Source organism: Gammaproteobacteria bacterium, assembly GCA_013214945.1.
In the GTDB taxonomy this organism is placed as follows: domain Bacteria; phylum Pseudomonadota; class Gammaproteobacteria; order Enterobacterales; family Psychrobiaceae; genus Psychrobium.
Window position 1 is genome coordinate 1 of record JABSRT010000001.1, and the last position, 19,763, is coordinate 19,763.

The 19,763-nt window shown below is 42.3% G+C and carries 16 protein-coding genes and 1 pseudogene; 6 read left to right on the forward strand and 11 right to left on the reverse strand.

Features of this window, described 5'->3' with window-relative positions; translation table 11 throughout:
* The coding region (locus HRU23_00005; GenBank protein ID NRA52512.1) for a transposase domain-containing protein at positions 1-369 on the reverse strand (369 nt) is incomplete at its 3' end.
* 587 nt (positions 370-956) lie between these two features.
* Between HRU23_00005 and HRU23_00010 the strand changes: the two genes are divergently transcribed.
* From HRU23_00010 to HRU23_00020, 3 genes are all read left to right on the forward strand, one after another.
* A complete protein-coding gene (locus tag HRU23_00010; GenBank protein ID NRA52513.1) occupies positions 957-1,208 on the forward strand; it encodes a hypothetical protein in 252 nt (83 codons plus the stop codon).
* Between the two features lie 2 nt (positions 1,209-1,210).
* Complete coding sequence (locus tag HRU23_00015; GenBank protein NRA52514.1) at positions 1,211-2,782, forward strand: PepSY domain-containing protein; 1,572 nt, start codon at positions 1,211-1,213, stop codon at positions 2,780-2,782.
* 324 nt (positions 2,783-3,106) lie between these two features.
* Positions 3,107-3,313 (forward strand): hypothetical protein, encoded by a 207-nt coding sequence (locus HRU23_00020; protein ID NRA52515.1) that lies wholly within the window; start codon positions 3,107-3,109, stop codon positions 3,311-3,313.
* A 79-nt stretch (positions 3,314-3,392) separates the two neighbouring features.
* Here the strand turns inward: HRU23_00020 and HRU23_00025 are convergent, their stop codons facing one another.
* From HRU23_00025 to HRU23_00045, 5 genes are all read right to left on the reverse strand, one after another.
* A complete protein-coding gene (locus HRU23_00025; GenBank protein ID NRA52516.1) occupies positions 3,393-5,276 on the reverse strand; it encodes an MFS transporter in 1,884 nt (627 codons plus the stop codon).
* Between the two features lie 26 nt (positions 5,277-5,302).
* Entirely contained in the window at positions 5,303-5,941 is a 639-nt protein-coding gene (locus tag HRU23_00030) for a TetR/AcrR family transcriptional regulator (protein ID NRA52517.1), read from the reverse strand.
* Positions 5,942-6,290: 349 nt separating this feature from the next.
* Positions 6,291-7,907 carry a PepSY domain-containing protein gene (locus HRU23_00035; GenBank protein ID NRA52518.1) on the reverse strand — a complete coding sequence of 539 codons (1,617 nt, stop codon included), beginning with the start codon at positions 7,905-7,907 and terminating at the stop codon, positions 6,291-6,293.
* Positions 7,904-8,200 carry a hypothetical protein gene (locus HRU23_00040; GenBank protein ID NRA52519.1) on the reverse strand — a complete coding sequence of 99 codons (297 nt, stop codon included), beginning with the start codon at positions 8,198-8,200 and terminating at the stop codon, positions 7,904-7,906. Before HRU23_00040 ends, HRU23_00035 begins: the two co-directional genes overlap by 4 nt.
* Entirely contained in the window at positions 8,190-8,459 is a 270-nt protein-coding gene (locus HRU23_00045) for a hypothetical protein (protein NRA52520.1), read from the reverse strand. Before HRU23_00045 ends, HRU23_00040 begins: the two co-directional genes overlap by 11 nt.
* A gap of 192 nt (positions 8,460-8,651) precedes the next feature.
* On the opposite strand from HRU23_00045, the gene HRU23_00050 reads away from it, so the two are divergent.
* Together HRU23_00050 and HRU23_00055 are read left to right on the forward strand one after the other, a co-directional pair.
* The gene (locus HRU23_00050; protein NRA52521.1) at positions 8,652-10,742 is read left to right on the forward strand and encodes a TonB-dependent receptor; all 2,091 of its coding nucleotides are present in this window, start codon (positions 8,652-8,654) and stop codon (positions 10,740-10,742) included.
* Positions 10,743-11,518: 776 nt separating this feature from the next.
* On the forward strand, positions 11,519-12,334 hold the full coding sequence (locus HRU23_00055) for a hypothetical protein (GenBank protein NRA52522.1): 816 nt from the start codon (positions 11,519-11,521) through the stop codon (positions 12,332-12,334).
* 82 nt (positions 12,335-12,416) lie between these two features.
* On the opposite strand, the gene pntB is transcribed toward HRU23_00055, so the two are convergent.
* The 4 genes from pntB to asd all read right to left on the reverse strand — a co-directional run bounded on the left by pntB (position 12,417) and on the right by asd (position 18,442).
* A complete protein-coding gene (pntB, locus tag HRU23_00060; GenBank protein NRA52523.1) occupies positions 12,417-13,790 on the reverse strand; it encodes a Re/Si-specific NAD(P)(+) transhydrogenase subunit beta in 1,374 nt (457 codons plus the stop codon).
* Positions 13,791-13,801: 11 nt separating this feature from the next.
* Complete coding sequence (locus HRU23_00065) at positions 13,802-15,352, reverse strand: Re/Si-specific NAD(P)(+) transhydrogenase subunit alpha (GenBank protein NRA52524.1); 1,551 nt, start codon at positions 15,350-15,352, stop codon at positions 13,802-13,804.
* Between the two features lie 308 nt (positions 15,353-15,660).
* Positions 15,661-17,007: a sodium-dependent transporter gene (locus HRU23_00070; protein ID NRA52525.1), complete on the reverse strand. Its 1,347-nt coding sequence runs from the start codon at positions 17,005-17,007 to the stop codon at positions 15,661-15,663.
* 322 nt (positions 17,008-17,329) lie between these two features.
* On the reverse strand, positions 17,330-18,442 hold the full coding sequence (asd, locus tag HRU23_00075) for an aspartate-semialdehyde dehydrogenase (GenBank protein NRA52526.1): 1,113 nt from the start codon (positions 18,440-18,442) through the stop codon (positions 17,330-17,332).
* Between the two features lie 396 nt (positions 18,443-18,838).
* Between asd and HRU23_00080 the strand changes: the two genes are divergently transcribed.
* Positions 18,839-19,030 carry a hypothetical protein gene (locus HRU23_00080; protein ID NRA52527.1) on the forward strand — a complete coding sequence of 64 codons (192 nt, stop codon included), beginning with the start codon at positions 18,839-18,841 and terminating at the stop codon, positions 19,028-19,030.
* A gap of 41 nt (positions 19,031-19,071) precedes the next feature.
* Here HRU23_00080 and HRU23_00085 read toward each other — a convergent pair.
* Positions 19,072-19,308: pseudogene (locus tag HRU23_00085) on the reverse strand (DUF1059 domain-containing protein).
* Between the last annotated feature and the right edge of the window lie 455 nt (positions 19,309-19,763).

The following is a 19,763-nucleotide window of genomic DNA, read 5'->3' on the forward strand; positions in this document are numbered from 1 at the left end:
GCACCAGTCAGGGTGAGGAGTATGCTGATGCCACTGCTGTTGAGTTTGGTAGAATATTTTTTTTATTGCTTCAGTGCCTAGTCTTTGTCTCGCTTGGACAACTGCGCTAGGCGCTACGAAAGGACGATTACCGGGTAATAAAATGTCCAGTTTATTGACAATATCGCGCATCGGCATATCACGAAAAATAGACATACCGATGATGCTCCAAACCATCATATCTAATGGTAAGCGACGCTTTCGTAACGTCGCTACGCCTGATTCGCTCAAGCACTTATCAATCAATTCAGGAGATAACACTTCAGATAATGAGGTAAAGCTGTCAGGAGAGAAGTTCGAAAGGCTATAAAAATCGTAACTCAGAGGCATAAAAAAATCCGATGATTGCAATCATCGGATTTTGATCTCATTTACAAAAAAAGCAAGAAATTTAGTCTTAACTGATCTGCATTACTAACTTAGTTGCCCTTTTTATTTTCTTGGTTATGCCAGCCGAATTATTAAATGCAATTTGTATAGCTATACTCGGTAATAAAGCGTTAACTTAATTTCTTAGTTATTGATTTGATAATGATTAAAATCCTTTCAATCATTATCAAATCAATATAAAATCAAACAAAAATGATAATGGTTCGTATTAGCTATGATTCTGGCAGTTACCTTATTATGGCTCGGGTGCTTAATTGTATTTCTTGCCAGTCCTCACCAAAAGTTTATCAAAAAACGTCTTTCTCAAATGGTCTGTTGGGCTATTTTCACCGTACTCGCGCTGGTTAGTTGGTTCTTATACTGTAATGTCTTCGATGGCGTTATTGCGGGGCTGATGGTCTTAAGTTTTGTGATGATAATGTGGCCGACAATTGTTGTTGCGCACGCTCATTGTTCGCTAAAACTGCTGTCATTTACTTGCTGTGGGGCGGTGATCTTTTCTGTTATTGCGCAATTGGGAGCTGTTAATGTGGGCTAAAACTAGCGCAGCCATCATTGGTGGTTGCTTGGTATCAATTTCTATCATGCTCAATCTTAACTTCCTCTTGCCGCTGGCTGTTGATAGCCGTTTGTTGATTGGTTTGTTAGCCGCATTTCCGTTATGGGTTGCTACCATGGTGTTGAGTTATGCCAGTCGCAGTGGTTGGCACGCATGGCAGCGTTGTGGCGGTATTTTATTATTATCGGTAGGCGTTAATGTCTATTTTGTGTTGGGTTAATCATGAATAAGAAATTTCTAAAACGCCAGACCGATGCCCATAGTTGGTTAGGGCTAATTATTTCAGGTTTATTGTTTGTGGTGTTTTTTGCTGGGGCAATCTCGCTATTTAGAACAGAATTAACTCAGTGGAGCATGCAACCTCATTTTGAGTTAAGCCAAGGCCAGCGATTGCCTTTGAGTCAGATTATGGCTATTGCGATTAAAGATCAGCCTTTTGAGCCGTCAGAGCACTTGACACTTAGGAGTCCTGAGCCTCATATGCCTTATTATCTGGCCTATGTTGATATCGAGCATCAGACTGGCGAAGCCGATATGGTGGCTTTTTATATTGATCCGGTGACCGGGCAAAAGGTGGCAAAAATTGGTGACTTCTTTTTCGCCGATTTTATCTATAAGTTGCATCTTGATTTAAATCTTCCCAATGGAGAATATGTGATTGGTTTGGTGACGTTAGGTTTTTTCTTTGCCTTAGTGTCAGGAATTTTGATCTATGTTCGACAACTGCTGAGCAGTTTTTTTAAATACCGAACTGAGCAAGGAGCACGCAGTAGGTTGCTCGATCTGCATAATATGGTGGGGGTGATGAGCTTACCGCTGACCTTAATGTATGCGATAACAGGTTTAATCTTTAACTTGGTTATTATCTATCAAATTGCGTTTGCGGTGGTGTTATATCAAGGAGATCAACAATCCTTGTTAGACGATGCTGGTTATAAGGCGATTAGTCCAACCTGGCAAAGTGAGCCATGGCAGGCTCCGAGCATTGATGTCTTGCACCAGCAAGTGAGTGAAAAATATGGCGCTGAACCTTGGGTGGCTCGAATTCACAATTATGGCGACGCAAGCGCAGTCGTCCAGTTTATTGGCGCTACGCCACATAGCTTAACCGATAAATATGATATTGCTTACCGACTACAAGATAACAGTATTTTGTATGTAAAAGATCAAGCAAACCCCAACACCTTAGTCACGGGTTTATACGTAATGTCGACTTTACATTTTGGTAACTATGGCGGTTTTGATTTGCGCTTTATCTACTTTTTCTTAGCGCTAGGGGTGTGCGCCCTGATAGTGACTGGCAATTTGCTCTGGTTAGACAAACGTCGTCGTCAACGTGTTTACTCTGCGGCCAAGTTAACCGTGGCGACTAACCTTACTTTATGGAGTACTGGTGGTTTAGTCTTTGCCACTGCTGTGGCTTTAGTGAGCGAGCGAATATTGCCGATAACGTTAATAAATCGAGCTGATTACATGGTTTATAGCTTTATTATCTCGTTGGTGCTCAGCGGCGGTTTGACCTTGATTAGCCAAAATAAAAGGCGTTGTCTGGCTTGGTTGTTACAAGGCGCTGCTGGATTATTACTGGCTGTGGTCGCGGTTGATTGGCTGATGTTCTACGATCAGTTGGTGCAGTTATGGCGCCAAGGAATAACGACCGTTATCGCGATTGAAATTGGCTTGGTTGTGGTGGCGCTGGTACTGCTCGTTAGTGGCAAAAAATTGCGACTCACTGGTGAAAAAGTCACAGTGCAGCGCTCAACTGGCCTTGCACCGTCGGTAACCGTAAGTTAGTTAGTCATTACTGATGGCTTAGTCAATAAAGTAATAGTTTAATCAATTAAGTTAGAGTGACCGGCAGCGTACTCATGGTTATACGGCGTATAACCATGCCAATATTGACCAAATCATTACTAACAGGCCTACCTTTAGCCGCTTCATTTAGTTAATTTATCTTAAAATATCGATTAACAGGCAACTTTACTATCTGATTGCCACTTAATAGTTGGTTGATATTTGAGCGTAAAAATCAACAATTATTACGGCCTTCAGGTATTAAATCAATATTAAATACCTTATAATTTCACTAATTGAATTTTACTTGAGATAGATCAAATTATGAGTGAACGTACAAAGGAAAATAAAAAGCTAGAACTAATGATGGCTCCGATCCTAGTATTTGTGGTTGCAATGTTAGGGGTTCCTTTTGCTATTTCGGTGTTTAGAGATTCTTCTGCTGTGGCCTTTTTAATTCAAGTAGTGCCGTTTGCACTGATTGCAACGGCTGTTGGCACCATTATGTGGGCGAGCAAAGTAGATAAATAATTCGGGTTTACCCTCACGAATTCGTAAAGGGCTGCATGATGCAGCCCTTTTTTATTATCTGATGCTTATTAGCTGATTTTTATCCGGTAGCGTTGTCGATCATTTCTGCCACACTGTTTTGCAATACTGCTGCTGTAGCCGCCTGAGCTGGCACGGCTTGCTCTGCAGTTAAATGTACCCGCGACCAGAAACGGCGGGGTTTGGTTGTAAAAGCAAAACCATCTTTATGACTAAAGAATGAGCCCCAAAGTCCGGTTAGCGCCATCGGAATGACCGGGACCGGATCGGTTGCTAATATTTTTTCAATGCCCGTTTTAAAAGGATTAAGCTCGCCAGTTCTGGTCAGTTTACCCTCTGGAAATATACACACTAATTCGCCATTTTTTAGCTCAGCACTAATTTGTTCAAATGCACGGGCAAAGGTTTGTGGATCTTTGGCTTGGGCGCAAATGGGAATAGATTTAGCCCATTTAAAAACATATTTCATCAGCGGCATATTGGCGATATCTCGGTCCATCACAAAGCGGATAGGGCGACGACAAGCGCCAGCTATTAATAACGCATCAACGTAACTGACATGGTTACACACTAATACTGCCGCGCCTGTTTCTGGAATGTTTGCTAAGCCTCGATGCTTTACCCGATACATAGTATGACTGATTATCCAAATGATAAACCGCAATGCAAATTCGGTCACTTGATAATAGATATACCCGGCGACCGCAATATTGACTAACGCTAAAACCAGAAAGTATTGGGCAATACTCAATTCGAAGATACTGAGCAACACAATGGCGGTAATAGCACTGATAACCATAAATAATGCGTTAAGCACGTTATTGGCCGCAATAATTTGCGCGCGACACTTGTCATCACCCCGGGTTTGAATAATTGAATTTAGCGGCACTACATAAATACCGCTCGACAGCGCTAGCAGCAGTAAATCAGCCATTAAGCGATAGTTAGCACCATGACTTAAAAAAGCCCATGCCGTCATATTGTCAGTGACAACCAGTGACTGGCTGGCAAAGTATAAGTCGATACCAAAGACACTGATCCCAATTGAACCAAGGGGAATAATGCCCAGCTCAATCGTGCGCCCAGATAACCGTTCACATAATAATGAACCAAGGCCAACGCCAAATGAAAATACGGTCAACAGTAAAGTAACGAGTTGGGTATTGCCACCGAGATTTTGCTTCACAAAAGTCGGAAACTGGGTCAAGTAGCCGGCGCCTAAAAACCAAAACCAACTAATGGCTAAAATTGACAAGTACAGCGAGCGTTGTTGTTTAATGCTAGTAACGGTTTTTTTAATGCTAGATATCGGGTTCCAGTTAATAACTAACGTCGGATCGTTTGCTGGCGCATGTGGTATCGAGCGGCTGGCCCAGTAACCTAACAAAGAAAAAGCAATCACTAAATTTGCAACAATTAACAGCGCATTGTCAAATTCAAACATCAGCCCTGCGACAATGGTGCCCGCTAAAATGGCAATAAAGGTGCCCATTTCAATTAAACCATTGCCACCGACTAACTCTGCGCGGTTCAAGTGCTGGGGCAATAATGAGAATTTTACCGGCCCAAAAAAAGCCGACTGAGTGCCCATTAAAAACAATATCGCTAATAATAAGTAGGTTTGTCCTAACATCAGTGCCGCTGCACCAGCGATCATAATGACGATTTCAGCCAGTTTTATCACCCGTATTAGCCGTGATTTTTCAAACTTATCGGCTAATTGACCGCCAATGGCTGAAAAAAGGAAAAAGGGCAAAATAAACAAACCGGCGGCAATGTTCGTTAGCAGTGTCGATTGCTGTTGACTTTGCACTCCAATAAACGTGATAAACAGCAACAGGGTGTTTTTAAACAAATTGTCGTTAAATGCACCTAACGCCTGAGTGACAAAATAGGGTAAAAATCGTCGCTGTTTAAACAGGGTAAATTGACTTTGATCAGACATATATTATTCCTTTGTCAGTTAATTTTTTAACGATGGGCCAAACGAGTTTGGCTGACCCAATTAGTCAGGTAATTGGTGACCAGCGAATCAATTAAATCTTCACTGGTAATGGTTACAGGAGTAAACAATTTATCTTCGATGCTCATAACGCAAATGCCGTGCACACTGGCCCAAAGGGTGCGACTGGCCACTGTTATTTCGATTGAACTCGCTTGTGGTGCCAGTTGCGCTAATAAGGGCTCTAGCAATTGGAACAGTTCGGTTATCTGTTGTTGATGCGATGCTGGCATCTGTTGGTCAGGGTCTAAGCGATGCTCAAACACTTGCTGCCATTGATAGGGAGTTTGCTGGGCATAGTGTAAATAGCATTTGGCGATCGCCACAATATGACTACTAGCCGTGGGCTGTTTAGTGTCTAGCGGGGCATTCGTTAACGCTGCGCTAAGTTGCTGCCCAATTTGGCTTAAGGTAAAACCGCTCACTTGCAGTAGTAAGTTGTTATAGCTATTAAATAGATTAATTAGTGTGCCTGGCGAATAGCCGATTGTTTTTGCCAGCGCCCGCAAACTTAATTGATTAATCGGTTGCTGGGCCATAAATTGGATCACTGCGTCAATCGTCAGTTGTTTAAGTTGCTCTGGACTATGATCTGTACGTCGTGCCATTGGCTATTCCTTATCAAATTCATCACTACACTGATTAATTAAACAGCGTTCAAAATACTATGACATAGTTCTGAACAATGTTCAAAATTATTTTTGGTTATTTACACAGCAGGTTATGCGAAAGAGTAGGATATTGCAGTGGTGGCTTTAACTAAAGTAATACTCAATACGGCTGCAATGGTAATTGGACGATTACTAAAATAAGGCAAGCAAGGGAAGTAAAGGGAGGGGAAGTAAAGCAAGCGAGCAAGCAAGCTGGTTTGATTGTTAACCGGCTTGCTCGCCATATTGGCAATAAATTTCAGTGCCCAGTGCCCAGTGCCCAGTGCCCAGTGCCCAGTGATTAGTATTAAGTGCTAAGTGCAGCTTGAGCGGTAATTTCGTCATTTCGCGCCGCTGGGATATGCCATAAACTATTGGCTGGGCCAGTCGTTGCCCTAAGCTTAGTGCGTCGCGCGAGCATATAAAACGCAATTGCAAAAAGACCAGCAACCAATTCAACCGACATTGCGGCTGTGTTATGCCACGGCCATAACCCCAGGTCCGGCCATAGCATTGCAATTAGGGATGTCGTAGGAATAAGCAGACAGCTTAATGCCAGCAACTGCAGACAATGAATAGCGGCGACAGCTGCGCCACGTGTAAACGCATAAGCGATAACGGCAAAGAAGGTTAAGTAATAGAGCCCCATGTAATAGTTATTAACATTGACCGACCATAAATTTAGCCACTTGGTAGCCATGATGCAAACTGCTAGGCCCGCCATACTGCCAAGACAGACACCAACGGTTAACGCCGCCATTATTTTGGTTGATTTTGCTTGTTCGGTTGTTTGTTTCTTGCGGCGTTTTTCTAGCCACAATAAATTACCGCTATAAAATAAAAACGCACCACCAAGTCCCATTATAAAATACAGCCAGCGGCCTAAGTCGCCGCCATAACTGCCAAAGTGAATGGCGAAAATGGTATTGACCATTCGGCCCCAAATACCTTCATCGCCTTGGGGATAGCTGCTGTTAATAATCTCTAAAGTAAATGGATCCATCCATAATGAGTCGGTGCTAGGTCCGCGCATCATTGCTTGGTCATTTAACATGTTAAATGATGCCATAGCTTGGCGGGTATCTATGTTGGTGAAATGTACGCTAGTTACGGTAAAACCAGGGGCAAAATCGAGTGCTTTTTGAATCTGTTGCGCCACAGGCGGCAATTCTGATAATTGATAAACCACTGCTGCCTGATGACGTTCAAACATCGGTTGCTCACCATAAACTACGCTCAAACCGCCATAGAGAAAATCATGAAAGGCAAAGACGACGACAGTAAAAGATATCACTACATGATAGGGCAAGCTCGTGAGCCCGACCAAATTATGAGAGTCTAACCAGAATCGACCTGGGCCTTTTTTGTCACGCAGCGCAAAGAATGTTTTGGTCAAAGTAGGTAGCAAGAAGATAACCCCCGATACCAGCGCTAAAAAATAAGCGATGCCAGCAATGCCCAAGATATAAATGCCCGCGTGATCATGGCCAATTTCACCAATTATGCCAGCGGTACGATGTAAAAAATCAATTAAACTGGTTAGCTCATTAACAGCAGATAACTCGCTCACCAAGTTGCCTTGTTGATCTAGCGTGCCTTGCCTTAGTTGATCGTCAAGTCGCAGTCCACGCGATTTACCTTGTTCAAACCAAGTGATCGGAGATTGTTGGTCAGTCAAATTAATTGTAAATTCTTGATGGGCTTGCGGGGACTGTGCCAAGGTTTGTTTAATTAAGCTGTCAAATTGCTCGAGTTTAATTTGGGCTAAGTGATGCGCCGGCGGGGTTGCCCATTGACGAATTTCAGATTGAAACATCGTTAACGCACCGGCAAAAAAACCAATAAATAAGAGTAAACCAGCCGTAATTCCTGTCCATGTATGTAGTGTTTGATAGGTACGTAGGATATCGCCACGAATTTTCATCCTAAGCTCCTTAATAGGGTGAAAATTGAGTAACACAGCACATTGGCGCCGCCTAAATAGATCAAAGCACTACGGCCAGTTTTAAACAAATACACTAGGCTGAAAATAGTTAACCACAGTGGCGTAATTAGCCACATATTAAACTGAACTTTGATTGGTGCGTCGATACCGCCGGGGCCGTACCATGCAAAAGTCGCGACTAATCCGTAGGCTAATAGCAGCCCAAGCAATGCACCAATAGCCGTTTTACTCCACCAATGAGCTTGGATTTTGTCTACTTGATTACGACGCATTGGCGGCATACCCACGATATAAATAACAACCCAATGGCACTAACATTAGCGCGTTAAATATAATCATTAACCACAGAAAAAAACCGGCAGCTGTCGTTAATATGTTGAGCCAACCCAAAAGAGAAAACAGTATTAACAGATATCCAGCGTAACGACATTTTTTATTGAGCGGCTTGACCATGATTTTTTGATGTTTATTGGTTAAATATACAATTAAAACCCCAAAAACAACGAGTGTAACTAAAGCTATCTTGAACATTTCTCTCTCTATAGTGCTAATTTAAAACAAAATTAAGAGTGTAATTATCGTAGCAAATCAACCTTGAGTCAATGCTAATCATGGTGATAATGATTCGTAATTGCGATCTGTCTGCGTCTGTGTTACTTTCGCCGCCTTATTAGAGTATTCATCAATAATTCTGCCAAAATTAAGTGGCTAGAGAAGGAACCTATGAAGCGACAAAATTTCAAAATGAACCTGATTGTCAGCGCAATGTTGCCGGCCTTAGCCAGCGCAAGCGTATTAGCACAAAGCACTCAACCCTCATCACAATCGGTAGCATCACATTCTATAGCCTCACAGTCGATAGAAAATATTATGGTGATCGGTGAAAAAACCCAGCGTTCATTAAAAGACACCAGCGCGTCAGTCTCTGTTATTACTGAACAAGACTTAAAATCATTGCAGCATTTAACGGTGTCGGATGCAATTTCAGGTATTGCGAATCTCGTGGTGTTATCCGGATCTGTTCCTGATATTCGTGGTGTTTCGGGAAATGGTGGCGCAACGGGATTTAATTCATTCAGTGGTGGTGCTAAAGCACGTGTATCAACGTTAATCGACGGGGTATCAGAACCATTTATTGCAGATTTAACCGGTGATTCGGGGATCTGGGACATTGAGCAAATTGAAGTGTTTCGTGGCCCACAATCGACCAGCAATGGTCGAAATAGCATTGGTGGTTCAGTTTATATTAAAACAAAAGATCCTACTTTTGATTTAGAAGGCGCAGCCCGAGTCGGTTTACGCAACAAAAGAAACTATCTTGATACTTCATTAATGCTTAACGTGCCACTGATTGATGACCAATTAGCGATTAGGTTAACAGGTCAAAAACTCGATGGTGACACCGTCAACAAAGGCATAGTTTATGATAGTAATCCTGTCTCGTTTGACCAAAATGAAGTAAAAACGACGCGTTTAAAAGCTAAGGTGTTGTGGCAGCCTGCGGCCATTGAAAATTTATCGCTGTTGCTAACGCATTCGACCAACCATGAGCAAGGCGATACTGGGCGTAACTACTTTACCGCTGATGATCCGTGGAATTATATTCCGGTGACACAGCGTTATATGGATACCGATTCAGCAACCACCAGTGTTAAAGTCGACTATGTGATCAATGATGCGGTATCAATTGATGTACTTGCCTCCTACATGCGTTTTGATTGGGGTTTTGATACCTACGAAAAACTATCGACTAGTGAAACCGCGGTCGTTATGGCACAAACAGCCAAATCAATCGATGCCAAGCTAAATTTCGGCTTAAATAGCGAGCTAGTGAGTGGTTTTGTCGGGCTTGCATATTTTGAGCGTCAACAAGACTTTAATAGTAGTGGTGCCACAATATACCAAGGTGCCGATACTAGCGACTCGAAAGCAATCTATGGTGAAGTGAGTTATACAATTAACGATTTATGGCGCCTCACCGCTGGAGCCAGAGTTGAAAAAGAAAGCCAATTACGCGACTTTTCAATGCTAGTGCGTGGCAGTACAGTGCAATCTCAACTCGACCAAGACAAAACTATTCGTTTGCCTAAATTAGTTGTGCAATATGCGCTATCCGATGATACGACCTTAGCACTAAGCGCGCGTCGTGGTTACAATTCTGCTGGTGGAGCATTCTCATTTACGACCAGTGAATATTATTACTACGATGAAGAAACAGTTAATACTTATGAATTTAGCACCCGTAGTAGCTTCGCAAATGGTGATATTAGTCTAAGCAGCAATCTATTTTACAATGATTATGACGGCTACCAAGCGGTCAATTCAAACAGTATTATCGTCAATATAGACAAGGCAGTGACTTACGGGCTAGAGACTGAAATTTCAGCAATGTTGACTACAGACTTCCAACTAAAAGCTGGTGTAGGTTTATTGCACAGCGAAATCAAAGATGCAGGTAGCGACTATGCAGATGCCCAAGGTAATGAGCTAAATTCAGCGCCTTCATTTACCGCGAGCCTTGGCGGTACGTATTGGTTAAATGATAAGGTTGATATTGGCATTTCCACCAACTACGTGGGTCACTACTACGGTGATTTTATCAATAATGCAGAACGTGAGGCTGGTGGTTACTTGTTAACGAGATTAAAAGTTAATTACCAGACCGACAGTCTGCTTATTAGTGCCTTTGTCAATAATGCATTCGACAAACAGGCGATTACATCTGCCGAACCTGCTGGTGGACGTTATCCTGACGGTTATGCGGGAATTGTAGACGCCAGAAATTTCGGCGCTTCGATTACGTACAACTTTTAAATAATTAGCGGCGGTGATAATCACTACAAATTATAGTAACTGCCAATGATAAATACGGTCGATGATAGGTCGTCGATGGTAGGTGTAATGCCTACCATCGACAGATTGTTAAAGCAGCATCGTCTATTGGCCAAATACCCATCGCAAGATATTAAAATTGAGTAGCAAGTTTAAAATAGACAGAGCACATGCTGTGATCAACGACCGTCTTTTCTCGCCAGCAACTAAAACAACAAACTGCTTAACTTAAGCATTCTTTTAAGCACTATTTTCAGCATGCTCTTAAACATTCTCTTAGTCATGGTTATTAAATTGCATTTTTTTGCATTATGATCGGGTGAAAACCTTAGCATCATAATTATTCTATTCTTCTGATCATGACGTTAATATTTTGGCGAAATTGGCCATATTGATCATTTATTTAAGCTTTCTGGTCAAAATACTAAGGTATAAACCCTTTGTTTTCATTGGGCTACAACACTAAGTTCGCTGATAATCTGCGAACTTGGTCAAAAATTGCTAATAAAAACCTCAATAATAGCAAAGTTGGATGGTAGCTCTCGTTTTTTGAGTTTTTCTAATGAAAAAGTCGTACAAAAGTCACAAATAAACTGGCCTAAAATCATATTTAGGTGACGGGTGTCACACTTATGGTGACTGATCGCAGTAATTACATTACTTCGGGGAACTTAATCGCTAGAATGCGCCGCATAAACGAGGGGTCGAACTTTTCGGCTGATTTGTTTATCTAAATATAACAAAATATGAGAGTCCCCATGCGCAAATCCCTTATAGCTTTATCTGCTTTGGCAGCCACGGCAATGCCGACATTCGCTGCTGATTATTCAGATGGCGATATTCACAAAAATGATTACAAATGGATGCAGTTTAACCTCATGTATTCAATCAACGAAGCACCTCGTGCTGCAGATGCTGATAGTAATGTTCATGATTTTCTTGAAATGGAATTTGGCGGTCGCTCAGGGATTTTTGACCTTTACGGTTATGTCGATATCTTTAATTTAGCAGATCGAGATAACTCTGATAAATCAGATGCAACTGGCGCAGCAAAAAGCTTCATGAAATTTGCGCCAAGAATGTCTATTGACGCTTTAACCGGTAAAGACTTATCAATTGGTGCAATTAAAGAAGTATACGTTGCAACCCTATTTAGCTGGGGCGGCGGTGCCAATGATAATGTAAACAACGCTTTTGTTGGTTTAGGCGCAGATGTAATGGTGCCTTGGTTTGGTAAAGTTGGCGTTAATACTTACGCACTTTACGACATGAACAAAAAAGATTGGAATGGTTACCAAGCATCAGTTAACTGGTTTAAGCCATTTTTCTTCTTTGAAAATAAATCGTTTATCTCTTACCAAGGTTACATCGATTGGCAGTTTGGCATGAGAGAATCTATGGGAGCTGGCGTAAGCGATGGCGGCGCAATGTATAACGGTATTCATTGGCATTCAAACCAATACTCAGTAGGTTACGGTCTTAAGACTTACAAAAACATCTACGGTATCCAAGATTCTTCTGGTTTTGTATCAACAGGATTTAGTCACTTCCTAACAGCTGCTTACAAGTTCTAAATTGAACGCCTAAGTTAGCCTGATGTAAAAATAAAGCCCGCTAGTGATAGCGGGCTTTATTGTATCTAGCATAAAAATAAAGTTACATAGCCTTTAAAATCTGCTCAACACTTTCTTTGGCATCGCCAAATAACATCTTGGTATTTTCTTTGAAGAATAGTGGATTTTGGACCCCAGCATAGCCTGTTGCCATGCCACGTTTAAACACGATAACATTTTTTGCATGCCACACTTCAAGAATCGGCATGCCAGCAATAGGGCTGCCCGGATCTTTAGCCGCCGGATTAACCGTGTCGTTCGCACCAATCACCAAGACTGTATCGGTCTCGCTAAAATCATCATTAATCTCATCCATTTCCATCACTATATCGTACGGAACCTTAGCCTCTGCTAATAACACATTCATGTGCCCAGGTAAGCGACCCGCAACAGGGTGAATGCCAAAACGTACCTTAATGCCACGCTCACGCAACTTCTGGGTGATTTCATGAACAGGATATTGCGCTTGAGCAACCGCTAAGCCATAACCCGGCGTAATAATAACGCTGGTTGAATCCAACAATAGCTCAGCTACCTCTTGTGCCGTGGTCGGGAAATGAACCCCTTGCTCTTCATCGCCAGTGCTTGCGACGGCGTCGTTACCAAAACCACCGGCAATCACCGAAATAAATGAACGATTCATTGCACGGCACATAATGTAACTTAAAATAGCACCAGACGAGCCCACTAAAGCGCCCGTGACAATCAGCAAATCATTAGCCAACATAAATCCGGCCGCCGCCGCTGCCCAACCAGAATATGAGTTAAGCATTGATACCACCACTGGCATATCGGCACCACCAATCGATGCGACTAAATGATAACCAAAAGCTAAGGCAATAATGGTCATTACTATCAGCGCCGCGGTAGAACCACCTTGCTGGACAAAAGTCACCAGCAACCAGGCCGATACGATCAGCGCTGCTAAGTTCATTTTATGACGATGAGGTAACATCAGTGCCGTTGAACTGACTAAACCACGTAACTTGGCAAAAGCGACAATTGAACCAGTAAAAGTAACCGCGCCGATAAACACCCCCAAGAATACCTCGACTAGGTGAATGTTTTTGATCGCGCCAACCATTACCTCATGATCAATATAGCTGTTATAACCCACTAATACTGCGGCTAAACCAACGAAGCTATGTAAAATCGCAACCAGTTCAGGCATTTGGGTCATTTCAACTTTTTGCGCCAATTGCCAGCCAATACCACCGCCGACAATCATTGCAATAATAATAAAGACCACCCCTTCAACCGACGGACTAAGTAAGGTCGCGATTAACGCAATGGCCATGCCTGCTATGCCGGCATAACATCCTTGTTGCGCTGTTTGTTGTTTGGACAATCCTGCCAAGCTCATAATAAAGAGCAGCGCCGCAACAACATAAGCGGCAGAAACTAAACCTTGTGACATTATAATTATCCTTATCTTTGAAACATTTTTAACATACGTTTGGTTACCGCAAAACCACCCACGACATTAATTGTGGCGATTAATGTGGCAAAAAGAGCCAACACCGTCACCAAAATACTGTCACTAGAGACCTGAACTAAAGCGCCAACAATAATAATGCCAGAGATAGCATTCGTAACACTCATTAGAGGAGTGTGCAGAGAGTGGCTAACATTCCAAACCACGTAATAACCAATCACACAGGTTAAGACAAACACCGTGAAATGAGACAAAAACTCTGCTGGGGCATAATTAGCGATGGCAGCAAAACCAGCCAGACCCGCCGCTACCAAGCCATATTTGAGCGTTTTTGACATTTCTTTTTTAGCTGGTAATTCGGCAAGTTCTGGGGTCGCGCTTTGAGTTGGCGCAGCACTGACCTGGATCGGTGGCGCTGGCCAAGTAATTTCACCGGCTTTTACCACTGTAATACCACGCACAACGACGTCGTCAAAATCGATGGTAATTTCGCCGTCTTTCTCTGGAGTTAGTAATTTAAGCAGGTTGAGCAAGTTGGTACTGTACAGTTGTGACGATTGTGCAGGTAAACGGCCGGGTAAATCGGTGTAACCAATAACGGCGACATTATTCTCAGTGGTAAAAACTTCACCAGAGACACAATATTCACAATTACCGCCATTGGCCGCCGCGAGATCAACAATCACACTGCCAGGTTTCATCGAATCAACCATTTCTTTGGTGATAAGTTTAGGGGCAGGGCGACCGGGAATAAGCGCGGTGGTAATAATAATATCGACATCTTTTGCTTGCTCGGCAAACAGTGCCATTTCAGCGTCGATAAACTCTTTGCTCATCACCTTGGCATAACCATCACCTGAACCAGACTCTTCATCAAATTCAAGTTCTAAAAATTCTGCGCCCATTGAATTGATTTGTTCTTTAACCTCGGGCCGGGTATCAAAGGCGCGGACTATCGCGCCAAGACTGCCTGCTGCGCCAATGGCTGACAGGCCTGCGACACCCGCACCAATCACCAGTACTTTGGCGGGGGGCACTTTGCCTGCCGCGGTAATTTGACCGGTAAAGAAACGGCCAAATTGATGCGCTGCCTCTACGACGGCGCGATAACCGCCGATATTGGCCATTGAACTTAACGCGTCAAGTGACTGTGAACGTGACATGCGCGGCACACTGTCCATTGCCATGACATTGATGTTGCGCTCGGCCAGTTTGGCTAATAACGCTTCATTTTGGGCTGGCCAAATAAAACTGATTAGCGTGGCATTGGCTTTGAGCAACTCGACTTCATTAATCGTATTGTCACTGCCGTCGGTTGGGGCATTGACCTTTAAGATAATGTCACTGTCAAAGGCTTTATCTTGACTAAAAACAATCGATGCACCAGCGTCGATATACGCTTGGTCTGTAAAATTTGATTTTGTACCCGCGTTGGTTTCTATTGCGACATCAAAACCAAGTTTGATTAATTGTGCCACTGTTTTTGGTGTGGCGGCGACCCGTGTTTCACCACTTAGGGTCTCTAATGGTACTCCAACTAACATAATTATCCCTCGTAACATTCAAACAAATGTATTAAACGTATTAATAATAATCAAACTAAATCTTATATTGATAATTTTTTATACAAATGTCGAGTATTTATTTAGCTGATTCTGATGTGTTTATTAATAAAAAAGTATAAAGAATTGGGGTAATTGATCGTAATAGGTCGTGGGTTGGCATTAAAGTTGAGGTGATTCGTTTGGTGGCTAGGTGTAATTAATCTGAGGGAGTAAAGGGCTGAAAGGGGTAATAAAATAACGGCGCTTGAATAAATCAGCGCCGTTATTGTTCATTAAGAAATGTGTTGTTAGAACGAAGCAGCAAAGACCGCGCCGATTGCTAACGGACAAACTACTTTAGTATACCAAGGCCAAATTTTCCAAAATAGCGAATGTTCTACCTGTTCATTACCTTGTTTTAGCTCGGCTAAGATAGAAGAACGATGCCAAATCCAACCAACAAAGATACAGCATAACATGCCAATAATTGGTTGGCCGTACTTGGTCGTAATAGCAATGACTAAACCAAATAATTCACCAAAATTAAAGATGATCACTAAGCTGATAACAAAAATTGCAGTGCCAGTTAACACTGTCGCTAGTTTACGCTCCATGCCAAAACGCTCAACACAGTATGAAACCGGTGCTTCAAGCATCGAAATTGATGAGGTTAGTGCGGCAATCGACATTAAGCAAAAGAATGCAAAAGCGACGAAGTAACCAACTGTGCCCATGCTGTCAAACAGGCTTGGCAACACGGTAAATACCAAGGTGTCGCCAGAAAGCAGAGAACCATCAGTGGCAAATATCTCAACACCTTGCGCTTGAGCGACATACATCGCTGGAATAATTAATAAACCGGCTAAAAATGCAATAAAGACATCGATTAAGGTAACGTAGGCACCTAAAGTGACAATGTTTTCATTACGGCTAACATAAGAGCCATATATGATGATTACGCCTGTACCGAGTGACAGCGAAAAGAAGGCTTGGCCTAAGGCGCTAACGATAAGTTGAGTATCAAACAATTGTGAAAAGTCAGGAATTAAATACGCTTTAACGCCCTGCATTGCGCCTTCCAAGGTCATAACATAAGCCGTTAATGATACGAGCAATACCACCAATGCCGGCATTAAGCGTTTAGACCACTTTTCGATACCATCGGCCACGCCTTGGCGAATAATTAAAATGGTTAAAGCACTAAAAATAGCGGTAAAGATAATGTTACGTGGCACTGCGTGGCTCGTTAACCAGGTCGCGACTGATGTTGCGCCTACAGCTGAAGCAACGGGCTCAGCGGTATACGCTATCATCCAACCAGCAACGATAGAATAGAAACTCATTAGCAGACCAGCACACAAGATGCCGGAAAAACCAACCACAAAAGCGAATTTAGCTTGGGCTGGAGTATTTGACATTTTTGTTAATGATGTAACCGCATTAGCTTGACCATAACGGCCAATTAATAATTCAGCCATAAAAGCGGGATAAGCTAAGCAAAACGCTAATACTAAATACATTAGGACAAAGGCGGCGCCGCCATTTTGTGCTGCTTGGGTTGGAAACCCCCAAATATTGCCTAAACCGACCGCTGAACCGGCCGCCGCTAAAATAAAACCTAAGCGGGAATTGAACATACCTCTAGTGGAACTCATTGTGATTTCTTTTCCTGTTGGTGATAATTTAACCCAAGGTTTGTTCAAGATTGTTCGGCATGTTAAAAACTTAACCTCGCGGCCAAATATTTAACATAACCATAACAATATTGCATTGAGTTATTCAAATTTATAGATAGAGTTTATCAAACAAATATATTCGTTTGCAGTAAGAAAATTACCGTTAACGACTGATCGTTTTATTTTTGCGCACCGAAAGAGGGCAAAGCAGGAAAGAAGGGCTAGATAGGTATTTTTAAGCTGGATTTATCAGGATATTGGCGCTAAGTAACAACGATGAGCACTTAGCGCCAGTAGGGTATTAATCTTTTAGCAAAATATTTAACATTCTGCGCAATGGTTCAGCTGCGCCCCATAATAACTGATCGCCAACGGTAAAGGCGCTGATGTATTCAGGCCCCATATTCAGTTTACGGATTCGCCCAACCGGCACACTTAAGGTACCAGTGACTTTGGCAGGTGTGAGTTCTTGTTCGCTGACGCCGCGCTCATTGGCAATAACTTTAACCCAAGGGTTATGCTTAGCCAAAATAGCTTCAATTTCTGCAACCGGTAAGTCTTGCTTAAGCTTAATCGTAATGGCCTGGCTGTGACAACGCATTGAGCCAATGCGAACACATAAACCATCGATTGGCACTGGCGCGCTTTGAGTACCGAGAATTTTATTGGCTTCGGCTTGCGCTTTCCACTCTTCGCGAGTTTGGCCCGATGGTAATGGTGAGTCAATCCACGGAATAAGGCTGCCCGCTAGCGGTACCCCAAATTGATCAACAGACACTTCACCACTGCGCATAAACTCAGAGACTTTACGGTCAATGTCTAAAATAGCTGAAGATGGCGATGCAAGTTCATCACTTACTACGTCGCGTATTTCACCCATTTGGTTTAGCAATTCACGCATATGTCGAGCACCGCCGCCAGACGCTGCTTGATAAGTCATTGGGCTAGCCCATTCAACTAAATCGTTAGCGAACAGACCACCAAGTGCCATTAACATTAATGATACAGTACAGTTACCGCCGACATAGGTTTTTACGCCATCTTTAATGCCTTGCTCGATGGCATCTAAGTTAACAGGATCTAGGACAATGATACTGTCATCAGCCATGCGTAACGATGATGCGGCATCGATCCAATAACCTTGCCAGCCACTATCGCGTAATTTGTCATAGACAGCCTTGGTATAATCACCACCTTGACAGCTGATAATAATGTCTTGTTGCGCTAAGGCTGAAATGTCGTGGGCATCTTGTAGGGTCGTGACTGGTTTTCCAATATCCGGACCTGCTTGCCCCGTTTGCGAGGTACTAAAAAAAACCGGTTCAATATTGTTAAAATCATTCTCTTGTTGCATTCTTTGCATTAATACTGAGCCGACCATGCCGCGCCAACCAACCAGACCTACTTTTTTCATTACGCTTGTACTTCCTAAAGATGACTAATATAACCTGTGAGATTACCTGATTTATTTGCTAATCGTTAGTTTTATTTGACGCGAATTAGACTAAAGCCTTAGGTGTAAATGCACCGAGTAACGCCCTAAAGGTTACATACTGCTATTATTTTTTTTACCGTGAAAAATACTGTTCTATGTAATGGAATGGGTAAAACTACCTTGCTGAGCTAGTGCCGGCATTTGAGCCTAAACCTAAGCTCGAACTAAGAGTTAAGCTTTAGCGCATATCGATAGGAAGCTTTTACAAAGCCGATACTTTGATAATGTTGGGGAGTTTATTCGGGCTATAAACAAGTCGTCATTTCAAGTTTCTTGCATGTGCATACTTTTTGTAAGCTTGGCAGGTAACCAAAGATGAACAGTGACATCACACCAACTATTTGGTTATTTATTAGACAAGTCAAAGTGAGTTCGTTACGCGCGGCGATATTAGCGATGGTGCTAGTTGCGCGAGCGGGACATCATAACCAAGTTGGTATCATAGTTTTTCATCGCAGGGGCATCGCACGATGTTGCTATTTTATGTCAACGTCCGGCATGTCGTAACTATCCGAATACTATCCTAATACTATCCGCTAACTATCCGTTTAGTCTTCAGGCAATGATTCAAATTGATTTTTTTTGTCTTGATACCATTGCTCCATCGCTGCTGGGTTTTGCATTAACAGTTCCATTTTAGCCATTTCATCAAGATGAACCTGATCCTGTTTTTGGAACATTTCTCTGCCATGCTGCTTGCTTTACTGTGCTATTTCGTCAAAAGAGTTGGCTTGAAACTCTTTGTTACACGCGCCACCTAGCTGCTTGCAGGTCATTGTTTTCATATTGCACTCCTATATTGCTAATTGTGCTTTAGTCATCATAGTCGAACAGCGAATTTTGCGCTGAAATATACTCGGTTTAATAATCGCCAGAAACGTTTATTTCGAAAGGTGACTATAGGAGTAGCATATGTTTGGTTAACACTTTCGGTCGAGTAATCAGGGTGGGGTATCGTCGCTATCATATGGCTTAGATTCTTACTTTGGGGACTATTATTTATGGTCTCGGTCTTTTTAATATTTATTATGTATCAATTAATATTCAAGTAACGGCTATTTAAGCAAACTTTTAAACCGCTATTATAGGTATTATTAAGGTTAAACAGCGGTATTAAGTGATAATTGCGAAAAGTAGAGTAACTTATCTAATATGAGGCGGAAATTAAATATCTTATATTCAACTGATTAATTTATAGTGAATTATATTTAAGTCGTTGTTAGTATGACAAGGTAGTTAG

Coding starts and splice junctions, on each gene's coding strand:
- pntB (NRA52523.1), bottom strand. CDS start 13,790: ATGTCACAAGGTTTAGTTTCTGCCGCTTATGTTGTTGCGGCGCTGCTC.
- asd (NRA52526.1), bottom strand. CDS start 18,442: ATGAAAAAAGTAGGTCTGGTTGGTTGGCGCGGCATGGTCGGCTCAGTA.
- HRU23_00040 (NRA52519.1), bottom strand. CDS start 8,200: ATGCGTCGTAATCAAGTAGACAAAATCCAAGCTCATTGGTGGAGTAAA.
- HRU23_00045 (NRA52520.1), bottom strand. CDS start 8,459: ATGTTCAAGATAGCTTTAGTTACACTCGTTGTTTTTGGGGTTTTAATT.
- HRU23_00080 (NRA52527.1), top strand. CDS start 18,839: ATGAACAGTGACATCACACCAACTATTTGGTTATTTATTAGACAAGTC.
- HRU23_00025 (NRA52516.1), bottom strand. CDS start 5,276: ATGTCTGATCAAAGTCAATTTACCCTGTTTAAACAGCGACGATTTTTA.
- HRU23_00015 (NRA52514.1), top strand. CDS start 1,211: ATGAATAAGAAATTTCTAAAACGCCAGACCGATGCCCATAGTTGGTTA.
- HRU23_00055 (NRA52522.1), top strand. CDS start 11,519: ATGCGCAAATCCCTTATAGCTTTATCTGCTTTGGCAGCCACGGCAATG.
- HRU23_00010 (NRA52513.1), top strand. CDS start 957: ATGTGGGCTAAAACTAGCGCAGCCATCATTGGTGGTTGCTTGGTATCA.
- HRU23_00065 (NRA52524.1), bottom strand. CDS start 15,352: ATGTTAGTTGGAGTACCATTAGAGACCCTAAGTGGTGAAACACGGGTC.
- HRU23_00030 (NRA52517.1), bottom strand. CDS start 5,941: ATGGCACGACGTACAGATCATAGTCCAGAGCAACTTAAACAACTGACG.
- HRU23_00070 (NRA52525.1), bottom strand. CDS start 17,007: ATGAGTTCCACTAGAGGTATGTTCAATTCCCGCTTAGGTTTTATTTTA.
- HRU23_00050 (NRA52521.1), top strand. CDS start 8,652: ATGAAGCGACAAAATTTCAAAATGAACCTGATTGTCAGCGCAATGTTG.
- HRU23_00035 (NRA52518.1), bottom strand. CDS start 7,907: ATGAAAATTCGTGGCGATATCCTACGTACCTATCAAACACTACATACA.
- HRU23_00020 (NRA52515.1), top strand. CDS start 3,107: ATGAGTGAACGTACAAAGGAAAATAAAAAGCTAGAACTAATGATGGCT.